At 44.1% G+C, this 13400-nt stretch carries 14 protein-coding genes and 1 tRNA gene; 3 read left to right on the top strand and 12 right to left on the bottom strand.

Features of this window, described 5'->3' with window-relative positions; translation table 11 throughout:
• Positions 1-261, top strand: a 261-nt coding sequence (locus K0O23_RS14940) for a hypothetical protein (RefSeq protein WP_219878240.1), incomplete at its 5' end; no start/stop codon positions are given.
• 160 nt (positions 262-421) lie between these two features.
• On the opposite strand, the gene K0O23_RS14935 is transcribed toward K0O23_RS14940, so the two are convergent.
• The 5 genes from K0O23_RS14935 to rpmH all read right to left on the bottom strand — a co-directional run bounded on the left by K0O23_RS14935 (position 422) and on the right by rpmH (position 4086).
• Positions 422-934, bottom strand: a complete 513-nt coding sequence (locus K0O23_RS14935; protein ID WP_219878239.1) for a DUF2480 family protein — start codon at positions 932-934, stop codon at positions 422-424.
• A 10-nt stretch (positions 935-944) separates the two neighbouring features.
• On the bottom strand, positions 945-1646 hold the full coding sequence (tsaB, locus tag K0O23_RS14930; protein WP_219878238.1) for a tRNA (adenosine(37)-N6)-threonylcarbamoyltransferase complex dimerization subunit type 1 TsaB: 702 nt from the start codon (positions 1644-1646) through the stop codon (positions 945-947).
• Positions 1647-1790: 144 nt separating this feature from the next.
• Positions 1791-3440 (bottom strand): S41 family peptidase, encoded by a 1650-nt coding sequence (locus K0O23_RS14925; RefSeq protein ID WP_219878237.1) that lies wholly within the window; start codon positions 3438-3440, stop codon positions 1791-1793.
• Positions 3441-3468: 28 nt separating this feature from the next.
• Positions 3469-3879: a ribonuclease P protein component gene (rnpA, locus tag K0O23_RS14920; protein WP_219878236.1), complete on the bottom strand. Its 411-nt coding sequence runs from the start codon at positions 3877-3879 to the stop codon at positions 3469-3471.
• Between the two features lie 45 nt (positions 3880-3924).
• Positions 3925-4086 (bottom strand): 50S ribosomal protein L34, encoded by a 162-nt coding sequence (gene rpmH, locus K0O23_RS14915; RefSeq protein ID WP_219878235.1) that lies wholly within the window; start codon positions 4084-4086, stop codon positions 3925-3927.
• Between the two features lie 225 nt (positions 4087-4311).
• Between rpmH and K0O23_RS14910 the strand changes: the two genes are divergently transcribed.
• A complete protein-coding gene (locus K0O23_RS14910) occupies positions 4312-6027 on the top strand; it encodes a M61 family metallopeptidase (protein WP_219878234.1) in 1716 nt (571 codons plus the stop codon).
• Between the two features lie 158 nt (positions 6028-6185).
• Here the strand turns inward: K0O23_RS14910 and K0O23_RS14905 are convergent, their stop codons facing one another.
• The 6 genes from K0O23_RS14905 to K0O23_RS14880 all read right to left on the bottom strand — a co-directional run bounded on the left by K0O23_RS14905 (position 6186) and on the right by K0O23_RS14880 (position 10887).
• Complete coding sequence (locus K0O23_RS14905; RefSeq protein ID WP_219878233.1) at positions 6186-7424, bottom strand: NAD(P)/FAD-dependent oxidoreductase; 1239 nt, start codon at positions 7422-7424, stop codon at positions 6186-6188.
• 135 nt (positions 7425-7559) lie between these two features.
• On the bottom strand, positions 7560-7760 hold the full coding sequence (locus K0O23_RS14900) for a hypothetical protein (protein ID WP_219878232.1): 201 nt from the start codon (positions 7758-7760) through the stop codon (positions 7560-7562).
• A gap of 153 nt (positions 7761-7913) precedes the next feature.
• On the bottom strand, positions 7914-8837 hold the full coding sequence (locus tag K0O23_RS14895; protein WP_219878231.1) for a PfkB family carbohydrate kinase: 924 nt from the start codon (positions 8835-8837) through the stop codon (positions 7914-7916).
• A gap of 142 nt (positions 8838-8979) precedes the next feature.
• Positions 8980-9056 (bottom strand) — tRNA-His (locus K0O23_RS14890).
• 125 nt (positions 9057-9181) lie between these two features.
• The gene (locus K0O23_RS14885; protein WP_219878230.1) at positions 9182-9550 is read right to left on the bottom strand and encodes a DUF6980 family protein; all 369 of its coding nucleotides are present in this window, start codon (positions 9548-9550) and stop codon (positions 9182-9184) included.
• 2 nt (positions 9551-9552) lie between these two features.
• Positions 9553-10887 carry a dihydroorotase gene (locus tag K0O23_RS14880; protein WP_219878229.1) on the bottom strand — a complete coding sequence of 445 codons (1335 nt, stop codon included), beginning with the start codon at positions 10885-10887 and terminating at the stop codon, positions 9553-9555.
• 214 nt (positions 10888-11101) lie between these two features.
• Between K0O23_RS14880 and K0O23_RS14875 the strand changes: the two genes are divergently transcribed.
• Positions 11102-12460, top strand: a complete 1359-nt coding sequence (locus K0O23_RS14875; RefSeq protein ID WP_219878228.1) for a DEAD/DEAH box helicase — start codon at positions 11102-11104, stop codon at positions 12458-12460.
• Positions 12461-12894: 434 nt separating this feature from the next.
• Here K0O23_RS14875 and K0O23_RS14870 read toward each other — a convergent pair whose 3' ends face one another.
• The gene (locus tag K0O23_RS14870) at positions 12895-13344 is read right to left on the bottom strand and encodes a hypothetical protein (RefSeq protein ID WP_317195699.1); all 450 of its coding nucleotides are present in this window, start codon (positions 13342-13344) and stop codon (positions 12895-12897) included.
• Positions 13345-13400: the final 56 nt, after the last annotated feature.

The raw sequence follows: 13400 nt of genomic DNA, 5'->3' as shown, positions 1-13400 counted from the left end.
AAGTTTTCAGAAGTCATTCTGTTTCCCTTTCCCCATCCGAGCTACCCTCAGAACCGGGTTGCAAAGGTAAGAACTCTTTTCGAATCCGCAACACCCGGGGTGAAAAAATTTCAAGGTTTTTTTTGGCGGGACCTGCCTCTAAAGCAGCCACAGGGCCTTTTTAAACTCCCTTTCCCTCCCCCAACTCCCCTGTTCCTGCCGAACCGGGATGCAAAAGTAGAAAAGAGTTTCGACTTTGCAAGGGCTTGCTTCAACATTTAGGCACACTTCCATGTAACTGCCTGTTTATGAGCTTCAAAATTTTCCTGATTTTATCTACTCTCCTGTTAAGAGTACACGGATTTGTAAATGGCCGCAGAGTATTAACAAAAAGAGGGCAGAATTTAGTTCATCCTGCCCTCTTTTTTTCCACTGATTGCTATTAAACGTTCTTTGGCTTCTTATACAAAGGCACGGTACTACATGGCTCACCATACATAAGACTACTTGCTACGGGTAAAAGCTTTCGCATGATCTCTATATATGCATAAGTAGGCACTGGTATACTTCCACAACCTTTTACTACTACCTTGGCATCGCGATACTCTTCTACATCAATTTTTGCTATTGCTTCCTGCATCATAGCCTGCTCCAGCGCTTCAAGATCCCCGAATACATAATAGTTTGCATGACCAGTTAATTTTGTTGCAAGTAACATATAGGCCCAGGTAGGCACAATTGCATCAGCGGAACATATAATGGCCACATTCTTTCCGTCGTAAGCCGACCAGTCATGCTCCTTTACAAACGCCCTGAAATCTTTCTCCTTTAAGATTAGGCCATGAAACAGGTTTTCTGTTATATCATATACAACCCGCTCGCCCGGATGAAGCAACTCCTCCAGGTTTATGGTTACCAGTGCGCTTTGCGCAACTCTATTTACAAATTCAGACATAATCCTTTTTTTATGTAGTGCTTTTACCTGCACTTGTTATATAAACATCCTTAAGATAGAACGGTTCATAATAAGCTACATCTTCGAATGCCTCCTGCTCATACTTTCTGATGGCTAACTCTCCAACCGGTATTGCTGAAGGCACTATACCATCAACAAATAAGGCATTGCTTTTATCTTTTATTACCTCTTTAAACTTTTGAGCTCCGCTACCAAAAAAAACAATTACATGTTCCTGCAGTAAATCCTGAAAAGTTTGCTCATCAAGTATAACTGGTGCAACAGGCACTATTTCTTCTAAAGTATGGCTTAGCACACAAGAATATACTTCCATCCTGCGGGCATCCAACATCGGGCAAAACAGAAAACGCTCCGGGTTTGGCGTATACTTAATTAGCTGTGCTACTAAACTGTAAAGAGTAGACACTTCTATTAATGGAATATTAAGTGCATAACACAAGCCTTTAGCAGTAGAAGTACCAATCCGTAAGCCTGTATAAGAGCCAGGGCCTCCTGAAATAGCTACTGCACTTAAATCTTCCATTCTGAAACCGCAGTTATTCACCAATTGCTCCATCATTACGGTAATATGAGAAGAGTGTGACTTCTCGATGCGCAGTTCTGAAGCACCCAATAACTTATCTCCCTGAAACAAGGCCACAGAACAGACATTAGTTGAGGTTTCCAGTGCAAGCAGTAAAGGGCTTTGCATAATATTATATAGTGTAAAGTATGATACAAAATTACATGATGGTACTGAAGGTGCAAAACTGTGCGACACTTATCCTTAAGAAGTGTATTAAACAAAAGAGCCACACTATATGAGTATGGCTCTTTTGTTCTATGTCATTTGCAATTACTTCAGCTTAAGGAAGGAGTTATACTTTTGGGAATCGTTTAACACCTGCTTTGCCATCAGAATTTCTGCATCATCATCAAACGAAGATTCAATGTAGCCCTTCTGCAGATAATAACGGGAAGCGATCTCGGCCTCCAGCATTTCTTTTATCTCCGGCTTAAAGCGCATCAGGTCGTTTGACTTATTGTGTGATACTTTCTTCTTGATAGCCTCAAGCTCGCTTTTAATATCATCGTAATGTTTGCCATCTTTTGCTTTTGCAGCCAGGTCCTGCAGTTCGTTTTCTATGGCTGTAGTATAATTAACATCCTTGTTTGCCAGGTAAGAAACAAACTGCTGATACTCGTCATCAGTGAGTTTAAACTTCTTAGCAGCAGGAATTGTGCTGTGCTCTGCTTTATATTTATTGGCAAACTCAAAGAAGTAACCTTTGCGCGCAATGGTTTTGGTTATTTCTGAATACGTTTGCTGCTCTACTACCACATCCGGGCTAATACCGCCGCCATCGTAAACCACGCGTCCACCTGCTGTTTTAAATGCCACTCTCAACGAATCCGGTATAGCAGCCACGCTGCCGTCTGGGTTGCGGTGGGCATAATCTATGGCCTGAATGCAACGGCCGCTTGGCGTATAATACTTAGCAGTAGTAACCTTTAGCTGTGAGTTGTAAGAAAGGGGGCGCGTTGCCTGCACCAGGCCTTTACCAAATGTACGCTCACCAACAAGCACCGCACGATCGTAATCCTGCATTACGCCAGCCACAATTTCGGAAGCAGAGGCACTGCGCGAACTTGTAAGTATAACCATTGGTATCTCTTTGTCCAGCGGTTCATCCAATGCCTTATACGTTTTATTCCACTCTTTTACCTTGCCTTTGGTGCTTACTATATCTTTGCCTTTATCTACAAAAACGTTAGAGATGTTTACCGCCTCGTGCAGCAAGCCCCCCGGATTATCGCGCAGGTCGAAAACAATTTTCTTAGCCCCCATCTCTTTAAGCTTTTGCACTGCCATTTTCACTTCCTTTGAGGCATCTACTGTAAAACCCGATAACTGGAAGTAGCCAATCTGGTCGTCTATCATACCATAGTATGGCACGTTATCTACCATAATATTGGCACGGTTTAGTTCAACTGTTCTTGATTTGTTCTGGCCATAGCTACGAACCTCCAGCTTTACAGCGGTATTGGCCTGGCCTTTCAGAAGTTTGGTAACATCGGTTGTTGATTTACCGGTAACATCCACACCATTTACTTTTAGGATAACATCTCCGATAACCAGGCCGGCTTTGTGGGCAGGCGAGTTTTCATAAGGCATCTGAATAGTGATCTTGCCGTCGTGGCTCCCGATCAGGGCGCCAATGCCGCCATACTGACCAGTGGTCATGGTACGGAAATCCTCAATGTCGTCTTCAGGGATGTAGTTAGTGTAAGGATCCAGGGATTTAAGCATGGCGTCTATACCAGTCCGCATCATTTTGGCAGGAGGCACCTCGTCCACGTAAAAAGTATTTACCTCTTTAAAAAGCGTGGCAAATACATCTAAATTCTTGGCTATTTCGAAATAACGCTCAGATTCTGATTTAAAGGAGAAAAGCCCCAGGGTAAAAACACCAATAAGCAGGGCGGCTATAGACTTCTTGTACATAATTTCAGGTATAAAGGACGAGGTAAGACTACTTACTCAAACAACGTTCCAAACCTGAAATTAGTTTTTTCTGGATAGTATGAAAGGATTTTTTTTCTTTACCAATGTAAAGAATACCCAATAGCTGTGGAGCCTGCTCCGGGTTTTGGGTTAGGAGATGCTTATTAAGGCGGTAAGCCTCACGCATTTGCCGCTTTAAGCGGTTACGGTCTACAGCGCGTTTAAAATAGCGCTTAGATACAGAAATGAGTACCTGTGTTTGTGCAGGAGGCACATCTTGCGGCGTATAAAGTATAAACCGCAGCGGATACAAATTAAAAGAAGAACCCTTGCTGAACAGCAGCGCGATAAGGCGCTTGCTACACAAGTGTTCTTCTTTCGAAAATGTATAAGAAGTTGGCTGTTCGTTTATCGGCTCGTTAGCTGGCTCGCTTTGCATGAGCGGCTACGAATAAATAAGCGAAGCATTATCCCTTAAAAGGGATTAAGCCGCCTTATGTCTTTTTTCGTCAGAAACAGATAGTCTCTTTCTGCCTTTGGCTCTTCTGCTAGCCAATACTCTTCTACCGTTAGCGGTTTCCATTCTTGATCTGAAACCGTGTTTGTTTCTTCTTTTTCTCTGAGAAGGCTGGAATGTTCTTTTCATCGTCTGCCAATGGTTTTATTATGGCCTGCAAAATTAGACAACCTTTTGTAATTAACAAAGTATGCCTTCACTTTTTTACAAAAAACCTGTTGATTGTTGATTGTTCTAATATTTATTTTTCAGAACTATAACTATTGCCTATACTTTGCTGCAGAATCTGCGAACTGATTACCAAGCATTCAGGTACAACAATTTAACAATTCAGCCAATCAACAATTAAAAACTATGATAGCCTACCATCTCTCTTATAGCAACCCACTGACGCACTACCTCGATATAACCCTTACGATCTCTGAAAACACAGCACAGGAGGTATACCTGCAACTGCCAGCCTGGCGCCCAGGACGTTACGAACTGCAACACTTTGCCCAAAAGCTAAGAGCTGTAACTTCATCTGCCAACGGACAAAGTATAACCACCAGCAAGATAACAAAAGACAGGTGGCTTGTGCAGGCAAATGGCGCAGCTACTATTGAAATAAAGTATAGCTTTTATGCCAGGCAAATGGATGGAGGCGGATCGTGGCTGGATGAGGAGCAGCTGTACCTGAACCCGATAAACTGCCTGATGGCGGTAGAAGGACGTGAGCATGAGCCATATTTTATAAAACTTGCTATTCCGGAAAACTGGCAGATTGCATGCGGTTTACAAGAAACAGAAAAGCATACTTTACAGGCCGCCAGCTTTGACGAACTGGTTGACAGCCCTTTTATAGCCAGCGCATCTCTTAAAAAAGAAATGTATGAGGTAAATGGTATACCTTTTTATATATGGATACAAGGCGACTGCCAACCGGACTGGGATAAGATAAAACACGATTTTACCGCCTTTACAAAGGAACAGCTGGAGGTGTTTGGCGACTTTCCGGTGCAGAAGTATCATTACCTGAACGAAATACTGCCTTACCGCACTTACCATGGCGTGGAGCACAGCAACTCTACTGTTATTACACTCGGCCCCGGCGAACTGTTGATGGCGCCGAGCCTGTACAAAGAGTTTCTGGGAGTAAGTTCGCATGAATTATTCCACACCTGGAATATTAAGAAAATTCGCCCTGCCGAGATGACCCCTTACAACTTTGCACAGGAAAATTACTTTAAAACAGGTTATGTAGCCGAAGGCATTACAACATACTATGGCGATTATATGCTGGCAAGAGCAGGCGTTTTCACAGCACAGCAATACTTTGATGAGCTCAACACTACCCTGCAACGCTACTTTGCAGACTACAGCCGTAACAATCTATCTGTAGCCGATTCGTCTTTCGACCTGTGGCTGGATGGCTATAAGCCTGGCATCCCGGATCGTAAAGTATCTATCTACATAAAAGGGGCTCTAACCGCGCTGCTTCTGGACCTGCAATTGCGCCAGCAAACCAGCCGTAACGCCAGCCTGGACACAATAATGCGTTTACTTTGGGAGCGTTTTGGCAAAACTGGCAAAGGCTATACAGAAGCTGATTATGCGAAACTGGTAGATGAAGTAGCTGGGATTTCCTTTGCCTCATACTTTGATCAATATATTAACGGCACTGCACCTATCGAGCAGGCTTTAGATGAGGCTTTATACTTTGTTGGCTGTACATTAAAAAAATCAGAGAACCCAATTATTAACGAAGGCAAGTATGGTTTTAAGGTAACATCGGAGGGTGCGGCTAAAGTAACGGCTATAGCCCTGGGCTCTCCGGCCAGCAAAGCAGTAAGTGTAGATGATGAACTTGTAGCCCTAAACGGACGCAAAATAGAGAACAACCTGCAGCACCTATTGGCATTGCAACCAAAGCAGACAGAACTAACATTTTTTAGGGAGAAACAACTGAGAAGTATAAATCTGGCACCTGATGGCAACAACTACTACAGCAAGTATACAATTGAGAAAAGAAACGATACTACGGAAGAACAAAAGAAAAGCTTTAAACAATGGCTGAAGCAGGAGTTTTAGCACAGGCAGGAGACGCAAAAAATGCATCTCTACAGCAGGAATCCAAAATTTATACTTCCTGTAGCAGAATATCTTTATTAATTTCTATAGGGGAGGCAATAAGTAAAATTATCAATTTGATTTTGTAGAGACGCAATATTTTGCGTCTCTAGCTTGACTCAATTAAACAGCAGCTTAAAGTAAAAAGAAGGCTGCTTTAGCTTTTCTCGCAGGTCAATGTCGTTAAACATGCAGGAGATGGTTTCGGCCAATGCCTGGTTTTTGGTTGCCTTGCTGGCTACCTGGTTAAAAAGCCATGGGTAGTTAAGCAGCTTTTGCATTTGCCGGCTTAGCTTCAGCTCTTTCCAGAGGCGGTTGTAAACGGCTTTATCGTAGGCCTGCATAAAAGCGGCGGAGAAATCCTGTTGTTCTAAACAAAGTATAGCCTGTGCTGCTGCCCAGCAGCCACTTATCATGGCATTGCTCACGCCTTCGCCTGTAAACGGATCTATCAAAGCACCAGCATCGCCTACAAGCATATAGCTATCTCCGGAAAGGCTGCGCTTTTTTGAGCCCAGCGGCAAACCATAGCCTTTTATATCCCCTACCAGTTCTGCTCCGTTAAACCGCCTTTGGAGTTCCGGATGCGTAGCTATCATGCGCAGCATTTCTTTTTTCAGATTGAGTTTTTTGCTGCTGATGGCGCTGCTCAGCATACCAACACCCACATTGGCAAAACCGCCTGGCAGTGGAAAAACCCAGAAATAGCCTGGCAAAAAGTCTTTAAAAAAATGCAGCTCAATAAAATTATCCGCATCCAGATCCTGTACTCCTTTATAGTAAGCACGCAGGCCAGCACAGTAATGCTCCGGCTCCTGCTGCAATCCTGCTATGTGACGCGTAAAGCCTGACTGCGCCCCATTTGCCACAATCAATAACCTGGTCTCTATCTGCTGATCGCCGTTTTTGCCCGAAAGTATAAAGCCTCCGCCCTGCTGCCTCTCATACTTTGTTATATCCATACTTTCCAGTAAGGTAATTTCCGGATGCTGTTTTACCTGGTCTACCAGAAAATTATCGAAATCTAATCGTTTAGAAATGTAACCGGCTGGTGCATCTTGTTCTGGTTTATAGTTATACTTAAATGGCACACTCAGCTTTTGCCCTCCCGGCGATATAAAATGTATACCCCACGAAGGCAGTTGCTCCCGCTGATGACTGAAAAGCGCAGGTAATTCGGGAGAGATGCGACGCAGTTCGTTAACCACTTTCCCGCTCAGGGCATCGCCACATACTTTGTCTCTAGGGAATACAGCTTTATCAACTAAGAGGCAGGAAGCACCTTTTTTAGCCAGGTGTAGCGCAGCCGTAGCACCACCCGGGCCGGCACCAAGTATACAGACATCAGTTTTATACATGCAACGAAGTATGAGCTAAAGAAAGATAAGCATTTAGCTACATACAACGCATACCTATAGGCATAAAAAAAGGAAGAAAGCCATCACGGCCATCCTCCAGTATTTTCATAGCTTTTATTTTGTTTGTAGTATGCCCTACTTTTTATCGTATGGCGTATTGTTACCACCCTTCGCTAAGTTGCGGTTAGGGTTCTGCACCTTGGTAGCATCTTTATTTAATGCATTGCGGTTCGGATTGTCGTCGATATTACCCATCGGCTTCTTTGGGTCGGCCTGATTAGGGTTATTTTTCTTCAACTCATCCATTTTATTCTTATCTTGATTCTGTATGCTCATAATCCAATCTAATTGTTAATGTATAATTGGTTTTACCCCTTTTAACTACATTTTGTTACAAATTACACTAAGCTATAGCATACGTTGGCCATTCTCCAAAATGAAAAAAGGGAAGCTATAGCTTCCCTTTTTATACTTTATATGCTGCTGTATTTATTGTAGCACCGTGTCAAAAGCTACAAGGTTTACAAACTGCTGAACGCGGTTCTCAATTTCCTCTTGTGTCAGGTTTTTAAGGCGCTCAGTACCGAATTTCTCAACGCAGAAGGACGCCATAGCAGAACCATATATAATAGCGCGCTTCATGTTCTCGAAGCTGATATCGTTGGTGCTGGCAATGTAACCGATAAAGCCACCTGCAAAGGTATCGCCGGCTCCGGTTGGGTCGAACACTTCTTCCAATGGCAGGGCTGGTGCAAAGAATACTTTATCCTCGTTAAACAAGAGGGCACCGTGCTCACCTTTTTTGATGATCAGGAATTTAGGCCCCATTGCCATGATCTTTTTGGCAGCTTTTACTAACGAATACTCACCACTTAACTGGCGCGCTTCCTCGTCATTAATAGAAAGTACATCTACCAGTTTCAGCGTTTCTTTCAGTTCGTCCAGAGCAATGTCCATCCAAAAGTTCATGGTATCCATTACTACTAGCTTAGGACGCTCCGTTAAACGCTCGATAACTGTTTTTTGTACCTGTGGCGCAAGGTTGCCCAGCATCAGGTACTCGCAACCCTGGTAGCTATCCGGAATAATCGGGTCGAAGTCGCCTAGTACGTTCAGCTCGGTTACAAGCGTTTCGCGGCTGTTCATGTCATTAAAGTAGCGGCCAGACCAGAAGAAAGACTTCTCGTTCTCTTTTACCTGCACGCCTTCGGTGCTGATGTTGCGCTGGTGCATTAAAGCAACGTGGTCCTGGTCGAAATCGCCACCTACCACCGATACTACATTTACCGGCTTCACAAAGTATGAAGAAGAAAGCGAGATGTACGTTGCCGCGCCGCCTACAATCTTGTCTGTTTTCCCGAAGGGAGTCTCCAGCGCATCAAACGCCATCGAACCTACTACTACTAAGCTCATATTTTTAATTGTTGATTGTTAACTTAAGGGCTAATTGTTAAAGAGTTTATTCACAAATGTACTTATTTTCAACAATTTGACAGTTAAGCCATTTAGCAATTTACTTAAATAAAAAAGCCCCTGAAGGTTCACTTCAAGGGCTTGGGGTGGAAGATGGGGCTCGAACCCACGACCCCCAGAATCACAATCTGGTGCTCTAACCTACTGAGCTACAACCACCGTGTCTCATTTGAGAGTGCAAATATACGCAGCAAATCACATAATGCAATACTTGGAACGCATTTTTTGCACAAAATTTTATCACTCCGGTCAAAGCGCTAAGTAAGTTCCTATACAGAAGAGATTTACTTACTTAGCTTACTGCCGCACCAAGGGCAATAGTTAATCACCACCATCGTAGCGCCACCATTATGCACTGGTATGCCATAAAAACCTTCATCCCATTTGTTGATGATCACTTCCGGATCGTCATCCTTTATTTCCCCATCCTCGTCCAGGCTTTCGTATACTTTATCCGCCATCATCATGCAGCAGTAGTTCTTGTAGTCAAAGCCCCTGGCCTTTAGCTTTTCGGCAGTGGCCCAGTTGTAGCACGTTTCATCTTGGTGTATGGCCTCTTCATAAGCTTCATACTCTTCTGAGTGCACTACCTCTTCTGGCAGGTCTTTCCCGAAAAATCGGGCATGTAAGGATTTGAATTTCTCTAGCTCCATACTTACCTGTCGAACAGTAACCTCTCCCCTTTTTTACTCTCATCGAAAGTGCCGTTGACAAAGGCCAGGTGACCAGAAACTATAGTATGCGTTATAGTTGAATTGAAAGTATGCCCCTCGAAAGGTGACCAACCACATTTGTAGTAAGTATTCTCTTTGGAAACCGTGTAAGGCTTGTTTATATCTACTAACACAAGGTCGGCCCAGTAGCCTTCTCTTATATAGCCGCGCTCACGCACGTTAAAAAGTATGGCTGGTGCATGGCTCATTTTCTCTACCATTTTCTCCAGCGTTAGCTTACCTTTTTTCACAAACTCCAGCATCATCTGCAATGAGTGTTGCACCAATGGTACCCCAGACGGAGCCTGCTTATACTTTCCTTGTTTTTCTTCCCAGGTATGTGGGGCGTGGTCTGTCGCAATAACGTCTAGTTTATCTTCCAGCAGTCCTTTCAATAGCCCTTCTTTATGGCGATGCTCTTTTATAGCCGGGTTACACTTTATCTGGGATCCATACTTGTCGTAATCTTCTTTATCGAACCACAGGTGATGAACACATATTTCTGCGGTAATGCGTTTCTGCTCCAGCGGAATGTCGTTGCGGAATAGCTTCAGTTCCTCTTCGGTGGAGATGTGCAGGATATGCAGGCGCGTATTATGTTTTTCGGCCAGCTTTACAGCCATGTAACTGGATTTGAAGCAAGCTGCTTCGTTGCGGATCTCCGGGTGGCACTTTACCGGAATATCATCGCCATACTTTTCTTCATAGATGGCCATGTTATCGCGGATGGTCTGCTCATCTTCGCAGTGTACGGCAATTGGCAATTTGGCTTTGGCAAAAATTTCTTCTAGCGTTTCGGCATTATCTACCAGCATATTCCCCGTTGAAGAACCCATAAATATCTTGATACCGCAAACTGTATTTGGGTTTGTGAGCAGCACCTCGGCCAGGTTATCGTTGGTAGCCCCCATGTAAAAGGAGTAATTGGCCAGCGAGGTTTCAGCAGCAATGTTATACTTATCTTCCAGCAATTCCTGCGTTACCGCGTTTGGCACTGTGTTGGGCATCTCCATAAAAGAGGTGGTTCCGCCTGCTACAGCTGCTCTGGCTTCTGTTTCGATGTTTGCTTTGTGGGTAAGTCCGGGCTCCCGGAAATGCACCTGGTCGTCTATTACACCGGGCAGCAAGTATAAACCTGTAGCATCTATAGTTTCATCAGCTTCTGCGGTTATACTTTGGCTGATTTTCGCAATACGTCCGTCTTTTACCAGTACATCTGCAGTGGTTATACTTCCTTCGTTTACGAGTTGGGCGTTTTTTATGAGGATTGATTTCATGTTGCTAAGATACGGGAAGGAGCTATTTAGTTCTAAAAGCTTTTTATATTTTGCTATTCACCAGAAAAACATTGATACGTAGAGCCTCCTAATGAATTAACATATTTTGGTACAATATATACATAATCACAATACCAGTTTTACCCACTTTACCTCCCTACCGTAAATTTCCCGTACCTTTGTATATCAACACAAAGTATAAATTACCATAGTTATGGCAGAAGAAGCGGAGAAAGAAGTAACCACGTTCGAAGATTTTAAACTGAACAGGCAGTTGCTGAATGCCATTGAAGAAGCTGGCTACGAAAAACCGACTCCTATACAGTTAAAGGCGATCCCGATTATTATGGGTGGCCACGACGTGATGGGCATTGCCCAGACAGGTACCGGCAAAACCGCTGCCTTTCTGCTGCCTATACTGATGAAGGTAAAGTATGCGCAAGGCAACAACCCGCGCGCGATTATACTGGCTCCTACGCGCGAGCTGGCTATGCAGATAGAGGAGAACATTACACTGCTGGGCAAGTATACCGACCTTCGCCACACCGTAATTTATGGCGGACTGGGCCCTAAAACGCAGATCGAAGCCCTGAATAAAGGCATTGATATACTGGTTGCCACACCAAAACGCCTGATGGAGCTATACCTGAAAGGCGAACTGATACTTAAAGAAGTAAAAACGCTGGTGCTGGATGAGGCCGACAAAATGATGGATATGGGTTTTATGCCGCAGATCCGTCAGTTGCTGGAAATTTTGCCTCGCAAACGTCAGAACCTGCTATTCTCGGCTACTATGCACCCCAAAGTGGTAGAGCTGTCTGAAGAGTTTCTAGAGTTCCCAACCCGCATTGAAGTAACACCACAGGCTACTCCTGTAGAAACTGTAAGCCAGGTATTATACCAAGTACCCAACCTGCGCACCAAGATTGCGATGCTAGAGCACCTGATCCGTGATAAAGAAACATTTAACCGTGTCATTATCTTTACAAGGAGTAAGAAAAATGCGGAGGATGTGGCTAAGTTCCTCGAGCGCCGGGAGTATGGCGAAGTACGTGCCATACACGGCAATAAAGGGCAAAACACACGCATTAACTCTATGGAGGCCTTTAAGGGTGGCGATGTACGCTTTTTAGTGGCTACGGACGTAGCTTCGCGCGGCATTGATGTAACCATGGTGAGCCATGTGATAAACTTTGACGTGCCGTTTGTGTACGAAGACTATGTGCACCGCATTGGCCGTACAGGCCGTGCAGAAAATTCCGGCGCTGCCATTACATTTGCCAATCCTGCCGAGATATTTCACATTCGTAAGATAGAAAAGTTGATACGGATGCAGATACCGGAAGAGCCAATGCCAGCAGAAATAAAAATCTACGAAACGCCTTTTGACGAGCAGCAGGCCATTGCCCGGGATATAGATCATCAGAAACGCAGCGAGAACCCGGACTTCAAGGGCGCTTTCCATGAGAAAAAGGGCAGGCACAAATCTAACTTCGAGAAAGGCAAGAAAAGCGGCGACCCTAAAAACTCATTCTGGCAGAAAACGAAGAAAAAAGGAAGCAGGAGGAAGTAAACTGTTGGTTATTCGTTATTGGTTGATTGTTGTTGGTTTTTGGGAAATGCAGAGACGCAGTACGTTGCGTCTTGTTTACTACAGGGCGGTAGGTTCACTTTACTGGCGCAAGTGTTAAACGAAGTGTCACTTGTAACTTATCATGATGGGAAGTCTCCCCGAAATACTCCGGGGCAGGTCAGATTTCCGAAAGCCGTAGGTTATACTTTTAGATGACCTCTATTGCGTACTTTAAGATGCGCTGCCTGGTAGCAAACAAGACTACAATCCCGATCAACGAACAATGATCAATCAATAATGAAACCTATCGCCCTGTAGCAGACAAGACGCAAAATATTGCGTCTCTACATTCACAAACCACGCACATGTTGTGTTGTGTTTAGCACTTGCACCTGGAAGGGTGCTCGGGCCAGAAAAAAATCAGGGTTTATACTTTAGAAATACTCCGAGGCAATATCACCGAACTCAAACACCATCAAATTTAACAAGGCGCTCCATAAAATAGCACTCCACAACATATGGATGAATATCTGCCTGCGCGATGCACCGAACAGCGCAGCTACAATTGTACCTAGGATCGGCGTAAAAATTACAGGTGTTAAGAAAGCTACTCCTACTACGCCGAAGCTATTCCATACTTTTATAATGCGGCGGTTCTTTTTATTGAAGATAGGCCTGTTCTTTGCCCTTAGGCGTGCAGACCACCATCTGGCAAATGCCCTGCCAATGATAGAGAAGATAATAACTGTTGTCATCATGCCGGCAATTGTAAGCAACACAGATTCCAGGTAAGTTAAGCCTGCTGCCATACCCGCCAAAGGGCCGCCAATAAACTTTACCATACTTACCAGGTACACCGACAGATATTTTAAGACTTCACCCACAGCGCTGCATTAGTTCATTCTTCACAATCATCTTATAATCTACGCTATACGTAATT

Source organism: Pontibacter aydingkolensis, from assembly GCF_019443125.1.
In the GTDB taxonomy this organism is placed as follows: domain Bacteria; phylum Bacteroidota; class Bacteroidia; order Cytophagales; family Hymenobacteraceae; genus Pontibacter; species Pontibacter aydingkolensis.
The sequence above is the reverse complement of the archived record's forward strand: the minus strand, read 5'-3'. Positions and strand labels throughout refer to the sequence as shown.

Bases quoted from the DNA above. Each gene is read 5' to 3' on its own strand.
- rnpA (WP_219878236.1), bottom strand. From the start codon at position 3,879: ATGCAAAGCGAGCCAGCTAACGAGCCGATAAACGAACAGCCAACTTCT.
- tsaB (WP_219878238.1), bottom strand. From the start codon at position 1,646: ATGCAAAGCCCTTTACTGCTTGCACTGGAAACCTCAACTAATGTCTGT.
- K0O23_RS14885 (WP_219878230.1), bottom strand. From the start codon at position 9,550: ATGGAGCTAGAGAAATTCAAATCCTTACATGCCCGATTTTTCGGGAAA.
- K0O23_RS14900 (WP_219878232.1), bottom strand. From the start codon at position 7,760: ATGAGCATACAGAATCAAGATAAGAATAAAATGGATGAGTTGAAGAAA.
- K0O23_RS14880 (WP_219878229.1), bottom strand. From the start codon at position 10,887: ATGAAATCAATCCTCATAAAAAACGCCCAACTCGTAAACGAAGGAAGT.
- K0O23_RS14935 (WP_219878239.1), bottom strand. From the start codon at position 934: ATGTCTGAATTTGTAAATAGAGTTGCGCAAAGCGCACTGGTAACCATA.
- K0O23_RS14925 (WP_219878237.1), bottom strand. From the start codon at position 3,440: ATGTACAAGAAGTCTATAGCCGCCCTGCTTATTGGTGTTTTTACCCTG.
- K0O23_RS14895 (WP_219878231.1), bottom strand. From the start codon at position 8,837: ATGAGCTTAGTAGTAGTAGGTTCGATGGCGTTTGATGCGCTGGAGACT.
- K0O23_RS14905 (WP_219878233.1), bottom strand. From the start codon at position 7,424: ATGTATAAAACTGATGTCTGTATACTTGGTGCCGGCCCGGGTGGTGCT.
- K0O23_RS14875 (WP_219878228.1), top strand. From the start codon at position 11,102: ATGGCAGAAGAAGCGGAGAAAGAAGTAACCACGTTCGAAGATTTTAAA.
- rpmH (WP_219878235.1), bottom strand. From the start codon at position 4,086: ATGAAAAGAACATTCCAGCCTTCTCAGAGAAAAAGAAGAAACAAACAC.
- K0O23_RS14910 (WP_219878234.1), top strand. From the start codon at position 4,312: ATGATAGCCTACCATCTCTCTTATAGCAACCCACTGACGCACTACCTC.